Annotated in this window: 17 protein-coding genes; 7 read left to right on the plus strand and 10 right to left on the minus strand. The window is 52.6% G+C overall.

The features are described from left to right. Positions 1-107 precede the first annotated feature (107 nt). Complete coding sequence (locus tag ACIPUG_RS19130) at positions 108-1118, plus strand: AraC family transcriptional regulator (protein WP_014913909.1); 1011 nt, start codon at positions 108-110, stop codon at positions 1116-1118. Between the two features lie 29 nt (positions 1119-1147). Here the strand turns inward: ACIPUG_RS19130 and ACIPUG_RS19135 are convergent, their stop codons facing one another. From ACIPUG_RS19135 to ACIPUG_RS19155, 5 genes are all read right to left on the minus strand, one after another. After that, positions 1148-1807 carry a DedA family protein gene (locus tag ACIPUG_RS19135; RefSeq protein WP_014913910.1) on the minus strand — a complete coding sequence of 220 codons (660 nt, stop codon included), beginning with the start codon at positions 1805-1807 and terminating at the stop codon, positions 1148-1150. Between the two features lie 329 nt (positions 1808-2136). After that, positions 2137-3327, minus strand: coding sequence for a cystathionine beta-lyase (gene metC / locus ACIPUG_RS19140; RefSeq protein ID WP_205593334.1), 1191 nt, complete (start codon positions 3325-3327; stop codon positions 2137-2139). Positions 3328-3665: 338 nt separating this feature from the next. Further along, positions 3666-4958, minus strand: a complete 1293-nt coding sequence (locus tag ACIPUG_RS19145) for a TRAP transporter large permease (RefSeq protein WP_094370053.1) — start codon at positions 4956-4958, stop codon at positions 3666-3668. Positions 4959-4973: 15 nt separating this feature from the next. Next, on the minus strand, positions 4974-5480 hold the full coding sequence (locus ACIPUG_RS19150) for a TRAP transporter small permease (protein WP_039462738.1): 507 nt from the start codon (positions 5478-5480) through the stop codon (positions 4974-4976). A 238-nt stretch (positions 5481-5718) separates the two neighbouring features. Further along, a complete protein-coding gene (locus tag ACIPUG_RS19155; protein ID WP_039279224.1) occupies positions 5719-6696 on the minus strand; it encodes a TRAP transporter substrate-binding protein in 978 nt (325 codons plus the stop codon). A gap of 705 nt (positions 6697-7401) precedes the next feature. On the opposite strand from ACIPUG_RS19155, the gene exbB reads away from it, so the two are divergent. Together exbB and exbD are read left to right on the plus strand one after the other, a co-directional pair. Beyond that, complete coding sequence (gene exbB / locus ACIPUG_RS19160) at positions 7402-8412, plus strand: tol-pal system-associated acyl-CoA thioesterase (protein WP_080724439.1); 1011 nt, start codon at positions 7402-7404, stop codon at positions 8410-8412. A gap of 3 nt (positions 8413-8415) precedes the next feature. Further along, positions 8416-8841: a TonB system transport protein ExbD gene (exbD, locus tag ACIPUG_RS19165; RefSeq protein WP_010280259.1), complete on the plus strand. Its 426-nt coding sequence runs from the start codon at positions 8416-8418 to the stop codon at positions 8839-8841. A 110-nt stretch (positions 8842-8951) separates the two neighbouring features. On the opposite strand, the gene ACIPUG_RS19170 is transcribed toward exbD, so the two are convergent. From ACIPUG_RS19170 to ACIPUG_RS19190, 5 genes are all read right to left on the minus strand, one after another. Beyond that, positions 8952-9971 carry a substrate-binding domain-containing protein gene (locus ACIPUG_RS19170; RefSeq protein ID WP_014913917.1) on the minus strand — a complete coding sequence of 340 codons (1020 nt, stop codon included), beginning with the start codon at positions 9969-9971 and terminating at the stop codon, positions 8952-8954. Positions 9972-10001: 30 nt separating this feature from the next. Further along, positions 10002-11411: a glycoside hydrolase family 32 protein gene (locus tag ACIPUG_RS19175; RefSeq protein ID WP_400339749.1), complete on the minus strand. Its 1410-nt coding sequence runs from the start codon at positions 11409-11411 to the stop codon at positions 10002-10004. Then, on the minus strand, positions 11411-12781 hold the full coding sequence (locus ACIPUG_RS19180) for a sucrose-specific PTS transporter subunit IIBC (RefSeq protein WP_014913919.1): 1371 nt from the start codon (positions 12779-12781) through the stop codon (positions 11411-11413). The genes ACIPUG_RS19175 and ACIPUG_RS19180 overlap by 1 nt, the downstream gene beginning before the upstream one ends. 80 nt (positions 12782-12861) lie before the next feature. Next, positions 12862-14397 (minus strand): carbohydrate porin, encoded by a 1536-nt coding sequence (locus ACIPUG_RS19185; protein WP_205593336.1) that lies wholly within the window; start codon positions 14395-14397, stop codon positions 12862-12864. Between the two features lie 198 nt (positions 14398-14595). Beyond that, positions 14596-15519: an aminoimidazole riboside kinase gene (locus tag ACIPUG_RS19190; protein WP_180773946.1), complete on the minus strand. Its 924-nt coding sequence runs from the start codon at positions 15517-15519 to the stop codon at positions 14596-14598. A gap of 458 nt (positions 15520-15977) precedes the next feature. Here ACIPUG_RS19190 and ACIPUG_RS19195 point away from each other — a divergent pair, with 458 nt between their 5' ends. The 4 genes from ACIPUG_RS19195 to nadS all read left to right on the plus strand — a co-directional run bounded on the left by ACIPUG_RS19195 (position 15978) and on the right by nadS (position 20136). Continuing rightward, positions 15978-16529 (plus strand): polymer-forming cytoskeletal protein, encoded by a 552-nt coding sequence (locus ACIPUG_RS19195; RefSeq protein WP_039504223.1) that lies wholly within the window; start codon positions 15978-15980, stop codon positions 16527-16529. Between the two features lie 36 nt (positions 16530-16565). Further along, positions 16566-19283: a CRISPR-associated helicase Cas3' gene (cas3, locus tag ACIPUG_RS19200; protein ID WP_400339752.1), complete on the plus strand. Its 2718-nt coding sequence runs from the start codon at positions 16566-16568 to the stop codon at positions 19281-19283. Between the two features lie 234 nt (positions 19284-19517). Then, positions 19518-19850 carry a type II toxin-antitoxin system RelE/ParE family toxin gene (locus tag ACIPUG_RS19205; protein ID WP_400339755.1) on the plus strand — a complete coding sequence of 111 codons (333 nt, stop codon included), beginning with the start codon at positions 19518-19520 and terminating at the stop codon, positions 19848-19850. 1 nt (position 19851) lies between these two features. Beyond that, positions 19852-20136 carry a NadS family protein gene (gene nadS, locus ACIPUG_RS19210; RefSeq protein WP_205549079.1) on the plus strand — a complete coding sequence of 95 codons (285 nt, stop codon included), beginning with the start codon at positions 19852-19854 and terminating at the stop codon, positions 20134-20136. Positions 20137-20805: the final 669 nt, after the last annotated feature.

The raw sequence follows: 20805 nt of genomic DNA on the forward strand, positions 1-20805 counted from the left end.
TAATAATTCGCAGGTATGTCATTTTGTTTCTTCTGTCAGGAGAGAGGCTTCGGACAGGAAAAGCAAACCCGTAGCGAGAGAACACCATTTTGACGCGAACCCAATACATGTTGACGGACAGCCAAAGCATGTCGACGGAAAACCCATGTGGGCAGCTTGTTCAGAAACAAGATGTTCAGAAGCAAGAGGCTCAGAATCCAGCAGAACAGCAGCAGACCGTGCGGCAGCGCATTGTGCAGCAGGCAATACGCTGTTCAGCTAAAAGCTGGACCACGCCTTCGCTCGTCCCGCAGGTCAAAATTCTGTACACGGAACAGCATCATCCGCGTGTGCCGGTGATGTATGAACCGACGATCGTCATCATTTTTCAGGGCCAAAAGATTGGTTATCTGGGCGGAAAAACCTTCCAGTATGACCCGGAAAACTACCTGTTGATGACGGTGCCGCTGCCGTTCGAATGTGAAACGATAGCCAGCGTTGAACACCCGCTGGTGGGGATGGCGATCCGTATCGATATCCAGATGCTTCAGGATTTGCTGATCGACATCGGTGACGATGACAGCGCGATCCGCCCTTGCTCCTGTACGTGCGGTGTGAACAGTGCCCCGCTGACCGATGAAATTTTATGTGCCGTTGAACGGCTGCTGGATGCGATGAATAACCCGCGTGATGCCCGTGTGCTGGGGCCGGCGATTGTGCGCGAGATTATCTATCATATGCTCTGCGGTGAACGCGGTGCGGCATTACAGGCGCTGGTGAATCGGCACACGCATTTCAGCCAGATAGCCAGATCTCTGCGACGTATCGAAAACCACTATGCCGATAGCCTGAATGTGGAACAGCTGGCGGCTGAAGTGAACATGAGCGTCTCGGCGTTTCATCACAACTTTAAGGCCGTCACCAACACATCGCCGTTGCAGTACCTGAAATCCTACCGCTTACATAAAGCGCGGGTGCTGATGATCAACGAGGGGCTGAGAGCGGGCGTTGCGGCGGCCCGCGTAGGGTATGAGAGCGTGTCGCAGTTTAGCCGGGAATTTAAGCGCTATTTCGGTGCGACGCCGAGCGATGAAGTCACGAGAGTAAAGGCCAGTAACATGGCGGTTGAGGAAAGCTGAAGACGTGAAGAAAGCGTGCCGTTGCCCGATTAGGCGACCGCACGTTTTTTGCGCCACACCATGACAGCCATGCCGATCAGGCCGCTAACCAGCAAAATAATCGGGAGCAGGATCAGCGCGGTCATCACCTGATCTTCATAGCGTTTGACCAGCGGAATGTGGCTGAGCGCATAGCCGAGCGTGACAATCCCGCCGACCCACAGCAACCCACTGAGCCAGTTGAAAATCTGAAAGCGCGTATTGTTTAATCCAGAAATGCCCGCCATCGTTGGCAGCAGCGTGCGGATAAATGCTAAAAAGCGGCCAACCAGCAGCGCCATCAGGCCGTGGCGATGAAACAGGTGATGGGCCCGCTGGTGGTAATGGGCGGGAAGCTGCAACAGCCAGCCCTTTACCAAGCGCGTATCGCTCAACCAGCGCCCTTGAAGGTAACTGAGCCAGCAGCCGAGGCTTGCGGCGATGGTAAGCAGAATCATCGTAGGGAAAAAGCTCATCACGCCTTTGGCAATCATGGCACCCGTGAGCAGCAACAGGCTATCGCCAGGCAGAAAAGAGGCAGGGAGCAGACCATTCTCCAGAAACAGTGTCGTGAACAGAATGCCGTAAACGACCCAAACAACGTGGGGATCGGCCAGTGCACTAAAATCCTGCTGCCAGAGCGCCTGAATAATGTCGTGAACCACACTCATATTACTTCCCGCCAGTGACGATATTCACTATCTCTCAGGCTGCGGCGTGGGACGCTGGGCTACCTGAAATCTACTGCTTATCAAGCCCTAAGATCGATATGGGCAAAACGCCTTGCCGCATGATGAGAATGCAGCAGGGCTTAATGCTTAGTTTTGGTTAAGGTAACGCGGTTTTTGGGTAAGCGTTGACTCATGATTATCATAACGCATTACCCACCGCGCCGCAGGGGAAATCAAGATACGGCGGTTTTATGGCCGTCACACTTTCTATATTTTGTTTCCTGCCTGTATGTGGTTTCCAGCGGCGAGCTTGCTGACGCCTTGCCAGACTAGGCGCTCAGCCTGCTGAAACCCGCAGCCAGATCGTCAATCAGATCGTCACTGTCTTCAAGTCCAATATGTAACCGAATAAGAGTGCCGGTAAAATCCACGCCGCCAGCAGGACGGATGGCGGCCAGATCTTCCGGCTGATTCGCCAGTATCAGCGACTCAAAGCCACCCCAGGAATACGCCATGCTGAAGTGCTCAAAATTGTCCAGATAGTTCGCCAACGCGTCTTTGCTCAATTTCTCTTTCAGCACAAAGGAGAACAAGCCGTTGCAGCCTTTAAAGTCGCGTACGTAGAATTCATGCCCTTTGCACTCAGGTAAGGCTGGGTGGTTAACCACCGCGACTTCGGGTTGCTCTGCCAGCCATTTCGCAATGCGGATGCTGCTTTCCTGATGCTGTTTGAGTCTAACGCCCAATGTGCGCAGGCCACGGCTGGCGACATAGGCGCTATCGGCATCGACCATTTGTCCCATCAGATAAGAGTGTTCACGCAGCTGTGCCCAGCAGCGTTCGTTAGCGACCGCCGTGCCTATCATGGCATCGGAATGACCGACAATATATTTGGTGGCAGACTGAATGGAGATATCAATGTCAAAGTCGAATGCTCTGAATAAAATACCTGCCGCCCAGGTATTATCAATCATGACAATAATGTCGGGATTGATGCGGCGTACGGCTTGTACGATGGCTGGCACATCGTGGACTTCCATCGTGATGGAGCCGGGCGACTCGAGAAAGACCACTTTGGTATTGGGCTGGATCAGCTCGGCAATATCGGCACCGATCAGCGGGTTAAAGTAGGTGGTGCTGACGTTCATTTTGCTGAGGACTTTATTACAGAAATCCTGCGTGGGTTCATAGGCCGAACCGGTTACCAGCACATGATCGCCTGCTGAGACGAAAGAAAGAATAGCGTTAGAGATAGCCGCTGCACCGCACGGGTACAACACACAACCCGCGCCGCCTTCCAGCTCAACCATTGCTTCCTGAAACGAAAAGTGGGTCAGCGTACCGCGGCGGCCATAGAACAGCGCTCCCTTTGCTCGGTTAATCGTGGCGTTTTTTTTGTCCTGCACGGTATCGAATACCAGAGAGGACGCGCGCTGAATAACGGGGTTGACGGAGCCGTGGGTGAATTTCTTGCTGCGTCCTGCGGCGACTAATGCTGTTGCCGTTTTTTTGCTTGTCATAACCACTATCACCTTTTCTGTTCAGTCCTGCCGGATGACTCACTACGCCGACGATTCCCAACGGCGATGCAGAGGGAATCGTAGGGCGGGGCATGATTGGATTTATAAGCGTTCGATTGATGAGGTCTACGTTATCACGGCTTGGGCGGCGTGTGGGCGGGTTTTGTCACGGCGGAAAAATGCGCCGCACCGCAGGCATTCCCTTGGAGAGTGGGCTTTCAGCCCGTTTTGCGGTGAGAAGGTCGGAAGTAGGTGAAAATATTTCAGGTCAGAAAATGTCGGGAAAGCGCCATGTTGTTCTGTATTGCGGCGAACAACATGGCGCAATGGGGCGTGCGTTAACCCGTATGGACGCCAAAGAGCTTAGGCAGCCAGAGCGAGATGGCCGGAATATAGGTGACCAGCATCAGCACAAGGAAGAGCGCGCAGTAGAAGGGCAGCATCGCCTTAACCACCTGTTCTATCTTCTGTTTACTCACTGCACTGGCGACGAAAAGTACCGACCCCACCGGCGGTGTAATCAGGCCGATCCCAAGGTTCACCAGCATGATCATGCCGAAATGCACCGGATCGATGCCGAGCGAGAGGGCGACGGGCAGCAGAACGGGCGTCAGAATCAGGATCAGCGGTGCCATGTCCATCAGTGTGCCAAGTAGCAGCAGCATGATGTTAATCCACATCAGGATGACGTACTTGTTGTCCGAAATGGAGGTGAAAAACTCGGTAATGCGGCTCGGCAGCTGCATGTAAGTCATGATGGCACCGAACGCGGCAGCGAAGCCGATCAGGATCATTACGATCGTGACGGTCTTGACCGTGCGGTACATCAGCTTGGGCAGTTCTGACCACTTATAGTCTTTGTAGATAAACATGGTCACGAAGAAGGACCACAGGCAGGCGATGGCCGCAGACTCGGTTGCGGTGAAAATGCCGGATAGGATCCCGCCCATGATGATGACGACGGTCATCAATCCCCACAGGGTATCGACAAAGATTTTCAGCGCCTGACGGAACGGTACGCGTTCGCCTTTTGGATAACCGCGTCGATGTGCGAAGCCGACGCACATCACCATCAGGGTCAGGCTGAGCAGCAGACCGGGCAGGATCCCTGCAATAAACAGCGAAGCAATGGAAACCGTACCGCCGGTTGCCAGTGAGTAGATCACGGAGTTGTGGCTCGGCGGTGTCAAAATCGCCTGCACGGAGCCGCTGGCAGTGACGGCGGCGGAGAAGTCGCGCGGATAACCTTTCTTCTCCATTTCCGGGATCATCACCGAACCGATAGAGGCGGTGTCCGCCACGGAAGAGCCGGATATCGCGCCGAAAAACGTCGATGCAACGATGTTAACCAGCGATAAACCGCCGCGAATAAAGCCGACAAAGATGTAAGCGAAGCTGACCAACCGACGGGCGATGCCGCCTTCGGCCATAATTGCTCCGGCCAGAATAAAGAAGGGAATCGCCAGCAGCGAGAATTTGTTCACGCCGTTGGTAACCTGAATCATGACCGCTTCAAGCGGTAGATCGATCCAGAACGCGCCAACGATGGCGCTTAATCCCACTGCGTAGGCGACGGGAACGCCGACCGCCAACAGCACGGCCAGTGAGGCAATCAGAATAAATGCATCCATGGTATTGGCTCCAGATTAAGAACTGCCAAGCATTACCACAGGGCGTTTATCCTGCGGGCCGAAAAACATTTTTTCGATGATGAACAGCACGGTGATTAACGAGCCAATAGGCAGCGGTAAATAGCTTTCACCCGCGGTTAATAAGGGAAACTCCGCAACGGGCTGTTCCCATAATTCCAGGCAAAGCAACGTGCTGTAATAGAGAATAAACAGGCTGATTAACAGCATCAGGAGATTCGCCAGATGAACGCAAACCTTCTTACCGGCTTCTGGCAATCTGTCGGTCAACATACTGACGGCAATATGCGAGTTGGAACGGTAGCTGACAGCGGCACCGACAAAAGTAAACGTCACCATACAAATAATAGAAATGGGTTCTGGCCAGGATAATGCGGAATTCAATACATAGCGTGCGAATATACCGACAGGAATAACAAGCGTCATAATTAATAACGCCAGACCAGAAACCCACATGGCAATACGATAGAGTACATCCATGCTGGAAAGATAAGACTGTGCCATTTTTCCACCTATACTCACTTCGCTGAGTGATAAGCAAAGGATCATTGTTGATATCAGGCTATCCCGTCATCATTCAAGTTGCATGGGCGTTGGCTGCGTTCACTCACCCGAATCACTTACCTGAGTAAGCTCATCGGGATTCACTCTCTTGCCGCCTTCCTGAAACTCGAATTATTTGGGGTATATTAATGGTGGCGGATAAATAGCAGGCTATTTATCCGCTGAGATGAGGTACTGATTATTGGACGTCAGCGACGGCTTTAATCAGATCCTGATATTTGGCACCAAACTGATCGCGAACGGGTTGGGTGGCTTTAAAATAGTACTCGGTATCAATTTCATGGAACTGAACGCCGCCGGCTTTCATTTTATCCAGAGATTGCTGCGTATATTCTTTCCACAGTACGCGCTGTTCCTGCTGTGCTTCTTTCGCCAGCTTCAGGATAAGATCCTGATCTTCTTTGGATAATTTGTCCCATTTGGCTTTGGAATACAGGAACAGCTCAGGGATAATGAAGTGGCGGCTCCAGGTATAGTTTTTCACGACAGGCAGGTAGTTGTGTGCGACAAACGTTGGTGGGTTATTTTCGGTGCCGTCAATCACGCCGGTTTGCATGCCGCTGAAGACTTCACTGACGCCCATGGCAATCGAGTTGGCCCCCATCGCTTTTAGCGTAGCCAGCGCGACCGGGCTACCCTGTACGCGAATTTTCATGCCTTTGAGGTCTTCTGGTTTCACCACCGGTTCCTTGGTGATTAAGTTACGCGTTCCCGCATCCATCCAGCCCAGAAAAACCAATTTTGATTTACTGCTATGGGTAATCTTGTCACCAATTTCCTGACCAATTTTCCCATCCAGCACTTTATGCAGATGATCTTCATCACGGAAAATATAGGGCAGCGTGAAGACTTCTATTTCCGGTAAAATAGCAGCAACGGGCGTCATTGATACACGGATAATATCAATCGCGCCGAGCTGCGCCTGCTCAATCATTTGTTTTTCATCACCCAATACCCCGCCAGGGAAGGTTTTAATTTCCAGCCTGCCATTTGTGGCGGCTTTTAATTTTTCTCCCATTTTCTGAACGGCGACGACATTAGGGTAACCTTCAGGGTGAACATCAGAGGCTTTAATTTGTTGTGCCTGAATCGCTTGGCTCATCAGGAGTGCAGTAGAACCCAGACAAACGCCGATCAATGTTTTCGACAGCTTCATTGAATTATCTCCAGAGGTGGGGTGACATTATCGATAATCAAAGGTGATTTAAAAATATAAACCCATGAATAATAGCGTAATGAAGAGTGGGTTTAATGATGAGAAGACGACCGCCTATTACGTATTATTGTGGCGTGTGTCAGTATTCTCTGCGAGTTAAGCTAACCTATTATACAACTTCGTAGAATGACTCGTGTCACAAAAGAAAAAGCTAATATGAAATGCTGTTTTATATGGGCTTTATTCCTATTTGACTTATAGGAATATACGTAACTTGGTGTTTTTATTTATCTTATTATGTTCTTATGTGTCTATTTATTTCAGTAAACTTATCGCCAGTCATCATGAAATGGTGTGATAACTTAATGTTGATCACAAAAAGCCGATCGTAAAAATCTTTGCTATCGCACCGTGTTTTAGGTGGGATCTCCCGCCTGATATATTCCTGAATGCTATTCTTCTTGTCGTTCTTATGCTTTTCCTGCTGATGTGCGAGCAATACCCTCCGAAATCCTGTCAAAACGCAAGGAAAGTGCGTTATCTGATGTAAATAATAATGAGAACGACTATCAATTCGTTCAGGGTTTGGTATCATTTCAGGCTGCGTTATTGCGGCATTATACCTGCGAATATGTGCGGATATTGTACAGAACAGATGATTGTACAAAACAGATGATTGTACAGAACGAATGGTGGAGGCACAGCGTGAAGACGGCTGTCAGTAATACAACTCAACAGGTGTTATCAACCTGGCAAAAAAAACGTGGCGCGTTCAGCGCATTTTCCCGTAGCGTGCTGGTTATCCTGCTGTGTACGGCGGGACTAAGTGGAAATGCGTTTGCGGCTCCAGCAACGGCACCGTTATCGACAGAGAATGCAGCACCCGTCGCTCAGCCTGCTGCTGCGTCGCCTTCCGCTCCTGTGACGACCGATGTGCAGGCACCAGCCTCAGCCCTCGCGCTGCCTGCCAGTGCGGCACCGGGCACCAACAACCTGATGAAAACCGATTTGTCCGTCTGGGGTATGTACCAGCATGCTGACGCCGTGGTGAAAACGGTGATGATCGGTTTGCTGCTGGCCTCCGTGATTACCTGGGCGATCTTCTTCAGTAAAAGCGTTGAGATGTCTGGCGCGAAACGCCGCCTGCGCCGTGAGTATTTGGCGTTGGAACAGGCGAAAACATTGGACGACGCGCTGGAAACCGCGGACGCGTTCAAAGCCGGCAGCGTCGCACAGCAACTGCTGGTTGATGCGCAGAACGAACTGGAGCTTTCCGCACGTTCTGATGACAACAACGGCATTAAAGAGCGCACCGCGTTTCGTCTGGAACGTCGCGTGGCGGCTACCGGGCGTCACATGGGGCGTGGTAACGGCTATCTGGCGACGGTCGGCGCAGTTGCCCCGTTCGTGGGGCTGTTCGGTACGGTATGGGGCATCATGAACAGCTTCATCGGTATCGCACAGACGCAAACCACTAACCTGGCGGTCGTTGCTCCGGGGATTGCAGAAGCCCTGCTGGCGACGGCGATTGGTCTGGTTGCCGCGATTCCTGCGGTGGTCATCTATAACGTGTTTGCTCGTTCGATTGCTGGCTACAAAGCGATGGTCGGCGATGTGGCTGCACAAGTGCTGCTGCTGCAAAGTCGCGATCTCGACGTGGCTGCCAGCAACGATAACCGGGCGTCTTCAGCAGCGCATAAACTGCGGGTGGGTTAAGTCATGGCGATGCATTTGAAGGAGGACGTGAGTGATGACGGTGAAATGCATGACATTAACGTCACGCCGTTCATTGACGTCATGCTGGTTCTGCTGATTATCTTCATGGTGGCTGCCCCGCTGGCAACGGTAGACATTCGTGTCGATCTGCCAGCCTCATCGGCAGCACCACAGCCGCGGCCGGAAAAACCGCTTTATCTGACGGTAAAAGCGGACAAGCAAATGTTCCTGGGTGAAGAGGTGGTTAGCGAGCAGTCGCTGGCGCAGGTGCTGGATGCGAAAACCAGTGCCAACAAAGAAACGACCATCTTCTTTCAGGCTGATAAAAGCGTCGATTATGAAACCATCATGAGCGTGATGGATTCACTGCGTAAAGCAGGCTACCTCAAAGTCGGCCTGGTCGGTGCGGAAACCGCTGCTGCTAAATAACGGCTGAGGGTTGTGTTGTAAGAAGGAATGCGGATGTTCAAACCGCGTTCCTTTTTTTATGTCTGTAGGTTTACATCTGGGTGATAGGGTAGAGTGGTTAGGCGTTAAGCCTACGCACGCGAGTCAGGATGGCGCCAGTGAATCCGCGTCGGGATATAGCGTCGATCTTCTTCAAGCGGCTGTTGTGCAATCAGGCTGGTCACCATCTCAAAGCTGCTGCGCGCCAGATTTTCACAATCCTGCGCCACGGTATCGATCTTCAACGGTAAGCAGTCAAACAGATAGTGATCGTCAAAGCAGCACAGTCGAATACCGCTTTCCATCAGGTTATGCTGGTTCATATAGCGCAGCACGCCTTCCATCAGGCCACAGGCGGCAACAAACAGCGCTTTTGGCGGACGACCCAGCGTTGCACACAGCTGAGCAAACATTTCATAACCCGCACTGGGGTGATAGCTGCCGTGAATAATCCACTCCGGCTTGCAATCGATACCTGCGCGCGTGAGTCCAAGTTGAAAGCCTTCCAGACGGTGGCGAGTCGGGGAGATTCGCGGCTGGCCGCCAAGGAAATAGAATTCATCACGATGCTGGCGGGCGATACGCTCGACCATTTCTGCCGTGGATTCTACCGCTTCGGAAATCACCATCGGCAGCGTGGAATCACCAATCACCCGGTCAAACTGTATGACGGGCAACTGCTGATTAATTTTCTGATATTCGACATCGCTTAACAGGCTGGAAGCGACAATCAGGCCATCGACCTGACGTTGCACCAGACTGTTGACCGCCATCATCTCCTGACTGGCGTTTTCGTCGGTGCAAGCAATCAGCAACTGTAGCCCTGCTTCACGACACAGCATTTCCAGCTCGCGGGAAATCACAGCAAAGCCGTAGTTGGTCATTTCCGGCACCACCAGCCCCAGCGTGTTGCTGCGTGAGGAACGCAGAGAACGTGCGTGAATGCTGGGCTGATAACGTTGCTCATGTGCGACGGCTAAAATGCGATCGCGGGTTTCATCAGAAACGCGAAACTCTTTGCTACGCCCGTTAAGCACCAGGCTGGCGGTAGATTTTGATACACCAGCCAGCGCGGCGATGTCACTGATTGTTATGCGTTTAGTCGGTTTCACCGCGAGGTCTGCTATCAGAAAAAAGGGAAGTTATTCTATCACGCATGGCGCTAACAGCCAGTGCTGTAGCGTTAATCGCCCAGAACCGCTGAACGTCATGAGCGCCTCGCTTTCCGGGAAATAGCGTGCAGACATCACGGCTTCACCGTCGTTGATAAAAATTTCAACGCTGGAGCGATCGCACAAGATCTGCAATTGGTTCAGAGCGCCACGCCAGTAACGATGCTCGGGCTCGCCGGTACGACGGTTACGTCGGCTCAGCGTGACGCGTTCACCGTCCCAACAGAGAACCAATTGGGAAGCGAGGCTGAACTGGAATTCTCCCTGCACGGTGATAAGGATTTCCGCGCTGCTAGCGTCCAGCGGAGACGCGTAGTCTGCGGCACCCTGCCAGCTGTAATGCTGTCTGCGCAGCAACTGCAACTCGCGCGCAGGACGTTGATAAACGCGATCGTCATGCAGCGTGAGTTCACGCGGGCAGGTCATGGTATGGATCCAGCCATGTTCGATCGTCGGTTCAAAAAATTCATTGTCGTCAGGAATCGACATCCAGCCGAACAGCAGGCGTCGCCCGTCTTCACTCAACGTGGTTTGTGGAGCGTAAAACTCGAAGCCGAGATCCAGTTCGTGGAAATCCTGATGCGGGTAAGCGCCGTTTTCGTAATTGAGTGAGCCGATGAAATAGCCAGCCTGAAAGGTATTCAGGTAGCGTTCCTCTTCGGCGGGAACGCCCTGCGGGCAGCAAATCAGTACGTCTTTGCCATCCAACGGGAACAGATCCGGGCATTCCCACATGTAGCCAAAATCACCGAGCCCGCCCAAACGGGAACCGGCGATCTCGCCGATCTTTTCCCATGCCAGCAGATCGGCAGAACGGTAGAGCAATACTTTACCTTGTAGATCGAGATCCTGTGCACCGAGCACCATGTACCAGTGGTCGTCATGACGCCACACTTTGGGATCGCGAACGTGGCCGGTGTAGCCGTCGGGGAGCGTCAGCACCGCTCCCAGTTTGTCATATTCACCGTTAGGGTTCTCACGGGCGAGGCACTGAAACGCGGTACGTGAACCGTCATCGTATTTGACGTTACCGGTGTAAATCAGCGTGATCGCGCCATGATCCACCACGGCAGAACCGGAGTAGCAGCCGTGACTTTCATAGCTTTCGCTCGGTACCAGCGCGACGGGTTCATGCGTCCAGTTCACCAGATCGGCGGAACTCCAGTGCCCCCAGAATTTCGCTCCGTGGGCACAGGCTAAAGGATTCCACTGATAAAACAGATGGTAACGCCCATTGTGATGAATAAATCCATTCGGATCGTTGAGCAGACCAACGTTCGGAGACAGGTGCCATTCCGGGCGATACGGATCTTCCTGTTTCCGTGAATGGCCTGACATCAGGGCGTGCGCCATGCGCTTTAGTAAGTGGACTTCCTTCATTATTCGCTATCCGTTTTATATTTCAGCAGTAAGGAAATGATAAAGGCGGCACCGAACGCAATTAACATCCCAATCAGGTAGTTAAGCATTGAGCCCCCTTGCACAATCGCCAGTCCCGGAAAACCGGTCAGCCCGACGGCCGTCATATTGACGTGATTGAAAACCACCCATGCGCCACCGAGTGCACCGCCTGCCAGCGCCGCCAGGAACGGTTTAATGAAGCGCAGGTTGATACCAAATATCGCTGCTTCCGTGATGCCTAGCAGACAAGAAAGCCCGGCAGGAACGGCAATCGCCCGGGTTTTGGCATCACGCGTTTTGAAGTACACCGCCAGACACGCGCCGCCCTGCGCCACGTTCGCCATCGCCCAAATTGGCAGCAGGAAGTTGACGCCGATATTCGGGTTGCCAAGCAGCCCAGCTTCAATAGCATGGAAGCTGTGATGGACGCCAGTGATCACGATGACGGAGTAGAGGCCGCCGAACAGCAAACCGGCTAGCCAGCCAGCGTGCGTAATCAATGTGCTGAGAACCAAAGAAATGCCATCGCCCAGCGCACGTCCAGCCGGACCAATGAGCAGCATGGCGACAAAGCCGGAAATGATGACGGTCAGGAACGGCGTGACGATGATGTCCAGCGCATCCGGTACGATCTTACGCAGGCGTTTTTCCACGATGCTCATGAACCAGACGGCCAGCAGGACCGGAAACACGGTGCCCTGATAGCCGATCATGGCGATGTCCATGCCGAAGAAATGCATGGTCTGGAAACCACCGGCGACGCCCCAGGCGTTGGTCAACGCTGGATGAGTCAGGATACCGCCCAGCGTCGCACCCAGATAAGGGTTGCCGCCGAATTCCCGCGCGGCGGTAAAGCCGATCAGAACCGGCAGGATAATAAATGCCGCGGAGCTGAACATATCCAGCATGACAAAGATCGCGCTGCTGGAATCGACCCAACCGTAGGTCTTGATCATGCCGAGCAGCCCCATCAACAGACCGGACGCGATAATCGCCGGCATGATAGGGACGAAGATGTTCGATAGCAGGCGCGCCAGACGTTGCAGCGGGTTCAGTTTTTTCGCGGCAATCGAGGCGGCTTCGGATTTGCTCGATTCACTGATGCCTGCCGCTTTGATGAACTCGGCATACACCTTGTTGACCAGCCCTGTGCCGAAAATGATCTGCATTTGTCCGGCGTTCTGGAAGCAGCCTTTCACGCCGTCGACGTTCTCGATCGCTTTCTTGTCAGCCAGACTGTCATCATTCAGCACCAGACGCAGGCGAGTCGCACAGTGAGCAGCACTGGCGATGTTCTCTTTCCCGCCGAGGAGGGGGATGAGCGCGGCGGCAGTAGCGTTGATATCCATGTTATTCCTCTTCTTTCTATAGGATATGCGGTTTCTTTGGCGTCGATTAGCGCATCATCGACGCCAGATTCAGGCAATGATTAGAACCAGGTTTCCATCTGGATACCGAAGTTCCATTCGCCGCCTGCTTTAAAGCCGGTGGAGCCAAACGTATCTTCACTGGAGTAGTTATCCAGTCGTTTATCCCAGTCCATGTAGCTGGCAAACACGCGCAGTTCAGGGCGGCTAAAGAAGTTGCCGATATCGCCAACCTTGAACGTCGGTGCGAAGGTCAGCTTGTAGAAGCCGCCGCTAACCTGATTCAGGCTGCGATAACCGCGCGGATCGAGGTCCATGTATTGATAGCTGCCTTCATAGGCCAGTGCAAAGTTTTCGGTGATTTCCTGAATCAGGCGCGCATTAAACGTCACCCATTCGTAGCTATCACCGCTGACGTAACGGTCTTTGCTGGTTTGCGCCAGAATGGATGGCGCGAAGCTCCAGGTTTTGTTCAGCGCGGTGGTACCGTAGGTCGCAAAGCGCCAGGTGTTAGCATCGTTGGTCAGGTTGCCATCGGCACCGATGTTTTTCACTTCGCCACCCAGACCGTGACCGTAGAGGATCGCGGTTTTCGATGTCCCGTCGCGCAAGCCGTAGAAGCTGTCGCCGTGGTATGCCACCATCGCGTGATAGCCTTTGTCGCCCGCATTGGTGTTAGTAACGACGGTGTTATCGCGGCTGGTACCCGTGTTTTCTTTTACGTCGTTGTTCTTGGCGGTTAATCCGCTCAGCATGAACTGGAATGGCCCGACGTAGTTGTTCGCAGTAAAGACGTAGTTTTTGATGTCGTTATCCAGCGAGGTAATTTCGCCGAGGCTGCGGCCATACAGCGAGAAGTTACTCTTGGCGCTATCTGCCCATTTCACGTCATAGATCCCGCCGCCGGTGCCCGCGAGGAAGACCACGTCGCTGTCCAGCCAGTGAATATCAAAGTTATCGCGATCGAAGCGTTTACCCGCCCACAGCGTGGTGTCCTTAAAGGCACCGGTGAAGGTTGGCAGTGAACCCAGCTCGACGAAAGCTTCACGGATGTTGAGCTTGCTATCATCGCCAGTCCAGTCGTTATAGCTGCGCTGGCCGTCCGCCATCATCACCTTGAAACGGGTGGTCGCACCGTTATCCAGCTTCTGTTTGTGCTCCAGTTTAATTTCGACGTAGGTGTCGTCTTCATTGCCTAAACGGCCAATATGCCCGCCAGTTTGACCCGCAGGGGACATGCCCGGCCCGATATCGGTTTTGGAACTGGTGGCAGAATCATTGATCGACAGGCCAGAACGCGCGTAGCCGTGGAATTCGAATCCATCAGCGAACGACTTCTGCTTGGCCAGCGCCGTTGTACGCTGTTCCACCTGCTGGGTTTTTTGTTCGGTTTGGGTCGTGCGGGTGGCTAACTGCTGGGTTTGCTTTTCAGCGGCATTAGCTCTGGCTTCAGCGGCCTGAGCGCGGGCTTCAGCCTGTTGCAGACGCTGTTCCATGGCGTTCAGACGGGCTTCAATACTGTCGGTGTTGGCAGCGGAAACATAAAACGGGGAGGAAAGTAATAATCCTATCGTCACAGCAAGGTGGCTTGGCTTCATTTTTTCTTTCTCGTCGTGAAGGAGATTTATTGTTTTTGGATTTTTCGTGTTTAGCTAAATTGCTAAACCGGTTTTTCATGAGGAAAATAAAAGCCAAAAGAAGGGTTAGCAAGAAATTTCATTCACCCGATTCTGTAACTGTGATCCTGACTACAAAACCGGGCGGTAACCGTATCAAACGAGGGGATTAGGGCTTGGCTAAGGGCGTGCGTGCAACTGCTGAGCGTAGGGGAGTGCGGTCATCGCACCTTTTGCCGTGGTAGCCAGTGCGCCGCACCGCTGCGCCTGCTCGATAATGGGGTCCCAGCTCAGCGGCTGTGACAGGTCGTCATACTGCGCCAGACCGTGCAGCAAACCGGCGACGAAGGCATCCCCTGCACCGGTAGTATCGACGGGCGTTACCGACGGCGCGGTAAAGTGTTGTAGCCGGTGGCGATCGTGCAGCCAGACGCCTTCACCGCCCAGCGTTACCAGCAAGAGTTGGGTAGGGTAGCGCTGCATAAACTGCTGAATCCCCGCTTCAACATCCGGTGTTGAACAGAGAAAGGCCAGTTCTTCACGCGATAGCTTCACCACATCGGCCAGCATCAGCGCCTGTGTCAGACAGTCGCGCAGTTCCTGCTCGCTTTGCCAGAGGTCGTCACGGATATTCGGGTCGAAGCTGACCCGTCCCTGCGCAGCTTTCACCTGCCGCATCGCCGCAAATGCGGTACTGCGCGAAGGTTCCTGTGAGAGTGCGATGGAACAGAGGTGCAGCCACTCTCTCTGGCTGAACACCGGCAGGTCTTCCGGCTGTAAAAACAAATCAGCACTCGGGCGCACCATGAACGTGAAGGTGCGTTCCCCTGTTTCATCGAGGCTCACGACCACGGTTGAGGTCCGATGTAGCCTGTCGTGTGCCATGTAGCGGGTATTTACGCTTTCCTGTTCCAGCACCGTTTTGAGAAAATGGCCAAAAACATCGTCGCCAACGCGACCAACAAAGGCACTGTTTCCCCCGAGTCTGGCAATGCCGACCGCCACATTGGCGGGCGCGCCGCCAGGGCATTTCAGATAGCGTTCCGTATCTTCCGGGATGAGATCGACAACCGCGTCGCCCATGACCCAAATTCTGTTTGCCATAACGTTACTCTTATCAATGATAATTAGACTGTTTGCTAAAATAGAAGAATCGGTTTAGCTAAGCAATACTCTTCACCGCAGAGACACGTCCACATCAATAAAAGGCACATTTCCACATCGCGTTGGCGAAAATTTATGCGATAGTCATCACGTTGCCATGGTCATCGGGCTAAATAAACGGGCCTGTTATCCGATATCTATGGGGCGTGGCTGAATTAAGCCGCAAAAAGGACGAATGGAGAAGGATATGCATTACCCCACCTCTTTCCGGGTTTGCCCCGGTGCGTAATTACAACCTGCTTTGGGGAATATGGGCGATATGGGCTTTATTGGTTATCGTCTGGCTTATTGATATTTATAGCGAATTTCCCCTTCGATATTACGGTCAGGGAGTGGCAGCCGTACTCGCCGCAAGTGCCACGATCGCATTTTTCTACACTGTTAAAAGGAATAACACGATGTTTTCATTCGATAAAAACAAAAAAGATGCAAAAGAACCGCAAGAGCGCAGTGAAATAAACAGCTCTCCCGCTATCAATCCATCGAACGAGTTGATTAATTCAGTGAACCCTGTGCGTGTGAAAAAAGACACCTTCATTTCTCAGGGCGCGCGCATGACGGGCTCTCTGGCCGTGGATGGCAACATTACCGTGGAAGGCCGGGTAGAAGGTGATGTGCAGTGTGATAACACGATTAAAGTGGAGCACACCGGTCAGGTAAACGGCGAAATGAAATCGCAGCAGATCGTCATCAATGGTCGCGTAGAAGGACGCATAGCCGCCAGCGTCGTAGCCATTCTGGCGCAGGGAAAAGTATTCGGCGACATTTTCACCGATGAACTCTCTATCGAAAAAGGCGGCGTCTTCACCGGCCAATCCCACCCGCTGACCCCGCCAGCACAGAATCAGGAAAAACTGACCTACGTGGAAAAGAAAAAAGAGAAAACCAGCAAAGTCCCCGCAGAGCAAGAGAACGTCGTCGCGCTAGCGAGTAATGCGCCCACGGCGTGATATTGTCGGGAAAGGTCACTTTGACAGGTAAAGTCTATGGACAAGGAAGACATCATCGGCCGGCGCTACTTCCAGTATTGGGGCAAAGCAAAAAAATCGGCAGATGCGCTGGAGGGGGATGATTATCATCTGCTGCCTTATCACGGTTTGGATGTGGCAGCCTGTGGTTATTTCTTATTAAAGGGAAACTATTTTCAGGCTAACCATGTGCTGCGTGAACTGGCATCTGGTGATGATGATGTCGCCGCATGGTTTGCGTATTTTCTGGCCTGGCACGATATCGGAAAATTTGCCCGAGGTTTTCAGGGCAAATATGCCAACCCTGATTCCCCGTTAGTCCAGCATTCGGGGCTGTCAGGGAGGGACAGGCATGACGATCTGGGCTTCTGGCTATGGACGATGCGTGATGACATTCCCAATTTATTTCCTTTAGGGACGAAAAAGCCCACTTCGGTGGTGAAAAATACGCTGGAGATCTGGCTGAACATTGTTACCGGGCACCACGGCAAACCGGCGGCGGAATGCAAAGGCAGTCTGGCTTTTCATCGTGATGACTATCTGGCGGTAGAGCATTACCTGCATGATCTGGAAACGTGCTTTCCCGACGCGTCTACGTTCCCTGCCTGCTTCGCTGATAAAGGCTGGCGAAACCGGCTGAAGCAGCAAAGCTGGGCGCTGGCTGGCTTGACGGTGCTGGCAGATTGGTTGGGCTCGCGCCAGCAGGATTTCTGCTATTGCAGCACGCCGATGCCACTCGAAACCTATTGGCGTGAACACGCGCTGCCGACGGCAGAAAGGGTCATCTCGCGCTTGCCACGAGCGCCGTCTACCGCTCCTTTCCATTCTATCCAACAGCTTTTTCCGTTTATCCAGCGCCCAACGCCGTTGCAACAGCAGGCGCTGGAGGCTGATATTTCTGCTGACGGGCCGCAGCTTTTCATTCTGGAAGATGTGACTGGCGCGGGGAAAACAGAAGCTGCGATGGTACTGGCGCATCGGCTGATTGCGCAGCAAAAAGCGAGCGGTATTTATGTCGGCTTGCCGACGATGGCAACGGCGAATGCTATGTACCTGCGGCTTGCCAAGGCCTACCGCGCATTATATTCATCAGAGCACAGCCCTTCGCTGATGCTGGCGCACGGAGCGCGGCATATGTCGTCAGCCTTTATGCAATCGCTGTGGGAGGGCGACAGTCAGGGACAGACGCAGTACGACAAGAAGGAAAACGCCGCTAGCAAAGACTGCAACATCTGGTTTGCGGACTCGCGCAAGAAAGCGCTGCTGGCGGATATCGGCGTGGGCACGCTCGATCAGGCGCTGATGGCGGTGATGCCGTTTCGCCACCAGTCGCTGCGGGTGTTGGGGCTACAGAACAAGCTGCTGATTCTTGATGAAGTACATGCGTATGACGCCTACATGAGCAAGCTGATCGAGCTGTTGATTGGCTTCCATGCGCGGCAGGGCGGTAGCGTGATTATCCTCACCGCGACGCTGCCGCTTAATCTGCGGGAAAAGCTGACGTGGGCGTTCGCGCAGGGGATAGCGTGTGAATCTGTACAGCTCAATCCCGATGCGGATTATCCGTGGATGACACAGTTAACGCGGGGGTGCCTGCGGGAAACGCTGTTGGATACGCGGGCGGAAGTGCGACGCGAGGTCAAGATTGGTTGGTTGACTGAACGGTTGCAGGGCATCGAACGTGTGAAGGTTGCCGTGGCGGCGGGGCAATCGATCTGTTGGATCAGGAATACGGTGGATGACGCCATCGCCGTGTATCGCCAACTCATTGAGGCGGGTATTGCAGAGGAAAATATGTTGCTGTTCCACAGTCGTTTTGCCTTTTGCGATCGCATGGCGATTGAGGAACAGGCGCTGACGTGGTTTGGCAAAGACAGTACGCCGGAGCAACGTGGTGGCAAAGTACTGATTGCCACGCAGGTGGTTGAGCAATCGCTGGATATTGATGTCGACAATATGATTAGCGACCTTGCGCCCATCGATTTGCTGATTCAGCGTGCAGGGCGGCTACAGCGGCATATCCGGTTTCTCGACGGGAGTCGTAAAACAGAGTCGGATACGGCGCCGCTAACGGATGAGCGCCCGGCTGCGGTGCTGCACATTATGGCTCCCGTCTGGCAACCAGAAGCGGAAGCCGACTGGCTAGGCGATGAACTGCGAAATAGCGGCTACGTTTACCCCGATCATGCTGCGCTGTGGCGTACGCAGGCGATATTACGCGAACACGGTGCGATAAAAATGCCGGAAGCGGCGCGACAGCTGATCAACAGCGTGTATGAAGAACAGATCGCGGTGCCTCCGGCCTTGGAAGCGATAGCCTGCACGGTTCTGGGGAAAAACTACGGCCAGCGTTCTTTCGCACTACAGTCTGCGCTGGCGTTGGTACACGGTTACTGTGCTCAATCCAGCGACTCTGGCTGGAGCGATGCGGTAGATATCTCCACCCGCATAGGAGAGGAAACGCTGGATCTGTATCTGGTGTGGAAACCGGAAAACGACGGCGAACTCCCGCAGCCTTACGCCACATCGGAAACCTTCGGCTGGGAGCAAAGCCGCGTGCAGGTTCGGTTAAGCTGGTGGCAGAAGCGTAAAACCGGATTGCCCATACTGGAAGGTGACGCACTGGAACGGTTTCGGCAGCAATTACACCGCCCACAGGCCGAAGTGCTGCTGCTGCATCGGGGTGAAACCCACGCGTTTTATAGCGAGCGAGTGGGGTTGATGCTCAGTCAATAAATGTCTCAACAGGCACATTAAAGTAGCGAGAAAAGTCTTTTATCTGATGCGGCTTTATAGTGATAAATAATGCCACTTTATCGCTGCCTATCAATTTAGCAAATACGTGCGTTTTATGATGAGACTGGCAAATAAAGTACGGTATGGCCTGGGCTGTTTCTAGCACACTATTGCTTTTGGTGTACTATGTACTCTATTTGGTGTACTTTGTACCCTAACAAGGAAGGTGTGTCAGTGAGTCAGGCGATAGAGTTTATTGAAACCCCGATGTTTACCAGGCAGATAAAGCAGATCGCAACCGATGATGAGCTTAAAGAACTTCAGAAAGAGCTTATCGGATCCCCGGATAAAGGCGATCTGATACAGAAAACGGGTGGTCTGCGAAAAATTAGGATGGCGACAGGTTCCCAAGGGAAAAGTGGTAGCGTTAGAGTTATTTACTTTTTGGCAACCGTAGATGTTATTTATTTTGTAATGGCTTACCCGAAAAATACCAAAGATAGTCTAACTGATGCTGAAAAAGCCGCTCTGAAGAAGTTAACAAAATTACTGAAAGATGAGGCATGAAATGAGCTTTTTTGATGACCTAAAAACCTCTCTGGAGGAAGCTGTAGACATAAAAAATGGTGTGAAAGCACCAACCAGAGTGACTCGCTATGAGATCGCAGATGTGCGGGCGATAAGAGAACAGCTCAATGTTTCTCAAAGTGAAATGGCACAAGCTTTGGGAACCAGCGTTGATACCATCAAAAGCTGGGAAGCTAAACGGCGTAACCCAACTGGACTGGCGGCTAAGGTTCTGGCTACCATTCAGGCGAACCCTGCTTTCTTCTATGAGTTAGCTTCACACTAAACCGCCACCAAAAAAACGGGTATAAAGTGCGTTTTGCAAGAGGTGCTGCATCCCTGCGGTTTGTCCCCGCTGGCGCGGGGAAGATGGAAGACAGAAGTAACAGGCTGTTTCCATTATCGGTTCATCCCTCTAATAGAGGGAACGCATGAAGTCTAACTCATAATTATTCAATTAGAAGTTCTATTCATTAAACAGCTCCTATTTTTTTGTTAAAAGCCGTATCTATTATCTTATTGAACTTTTTGTTCAGTTAGACTAAAAATAAGACAGCACCTGATATTGCTAGCTGGAGTTGCTCAACTGAGCGGTGTTCAGGCGCAAGGCACGGAACACGCATTTAGTTGAGCCAGCGGCATCTTTCATGCCTAGCGGCGTATTTCGTGGAAATCAAACCACGCCAGAAGGAATATGAATATTGATCATTATTCCCGTTATCACTATCCCAGTGAATATCACTATTCACCAAACCAAAGTGGAGGCACCGCCACCGCACCCCACCTGTACTATCCCAGCGCTAAGCCACAAACGTGAGCCATCTCTCTGGCGTCGCGGGCTGAATGCGTTAAAAAAGAGACTGTAGAACCAGCCGTAATCGGCTTGCCGCAGGGATAATGAGATGGACGCTCCATCTTAACGGCATCAGATGTGCCAGAGTATGAGTGTCAAATC

The organism is Pectobacterium sp. CHL-2024 (genome assembly GCF_044751765.1).
Lineage (GTDB): Bacteria > Pseudomonadota > Gammaproteobacteria > Enterobacterales > Enterobacteriaceae > Pectobacterium > Pectobacterium brasiliense.

Coding starts and splice junctions, on each gene's coding strand:
- ACIPUG_RS19145 (WP_094370053.1), bottom strand. CDS start 4,958: ATGGATGCATTTATTCTGATTGCCTCACTGGCCGTGCTGTTGGCGGTC.
- ACIPUG_RS19190 (WP_180773946.1), bottom strand. CDS start 15,519: ATGGCAAACAGAATTTGGGTCATGGGCGACGCGGTTGTCGATCTCATC.
- ACIPUG_RS19150 (WP_039462738.1), bottom strand. CDS start 5,480: ATGGCACAGTCTTATCTTTCCAGCATGGATGTACTCTATCGTATTGCC.
- exbD (WP_010280259.1), top strand. CDS start 8,416: ATGGCGATGCATTTGAAGGAGGACGTGAGTGATGACGGTGAAATGCAT.
- metC (WP_205593334.1), bottom strand. CDS start 3,327: ATGACAAGCAAAAAAACGGCAACAGCATTAGTCGCCGCAGGACGCAGC.
- ACIPUG_RS19180 (WP_014913919.1), bottom strand. CDS start 12,781: ATGGATATCAACGCTACTGCCGCCGCGCTCATCCCCCTCCTCGGCGGG.
- nadS (WP_205549079.1), top strand. CDS start 19,852: ATGAGCTTTTTTGATGACCTAAAAACCTCTCTGGAGGAAGCTGTAGAC.
- ACIPUG_RS19195 (WP_039504223.1), top strand. CDS start 15,978: ATGTTTTCATTCGATAAAAACAAAAAAGATGCAAAAGAACCGCAAGAG.
- ACIPUG_RS19185 (WP_205593336.1), bottom strand. CDS start 14,397: ATGAAGCCAAGCCACCTTGCTGTGACGATAGGATTATTACTTTCCTCC.
- ACIPUG_RS19130 (WP_014913909.1), top strand. CDS start 108: ATGTTGACGGACAGCCAAAGCATGTCGACGGAAAACCCATGTGGGCAG.
- ACIPUG_RS19175 (WP_400339749.1), bottom strand. CDS start 11,411: ATGAAGGAAGTCCACTTACTAAAGCGCATGGCGCACGCCCTGATGTCA.
- cas3 (WP_400339752.1), top strand. CDS start 16,566: ATGGACAAGGAAGACATCATCGGCCGGCGCTACTTCCAGTATTGGGGC.
- ACIPUG_RS19135 (WP_014913910.1), bottom strand. CDS start 1,807: ATGAGTGTGGTTCACGACATTATTCAGGCGCTCTGGCAGCAGGATTTT.
- ACIPUG_RS19155 (WP_039279224.1), bottom strand. CDS start 6,696: ATGAAGCTGTCGAAAACATTGATCGGCGTTTGTCTGGGTTCTACTGCA.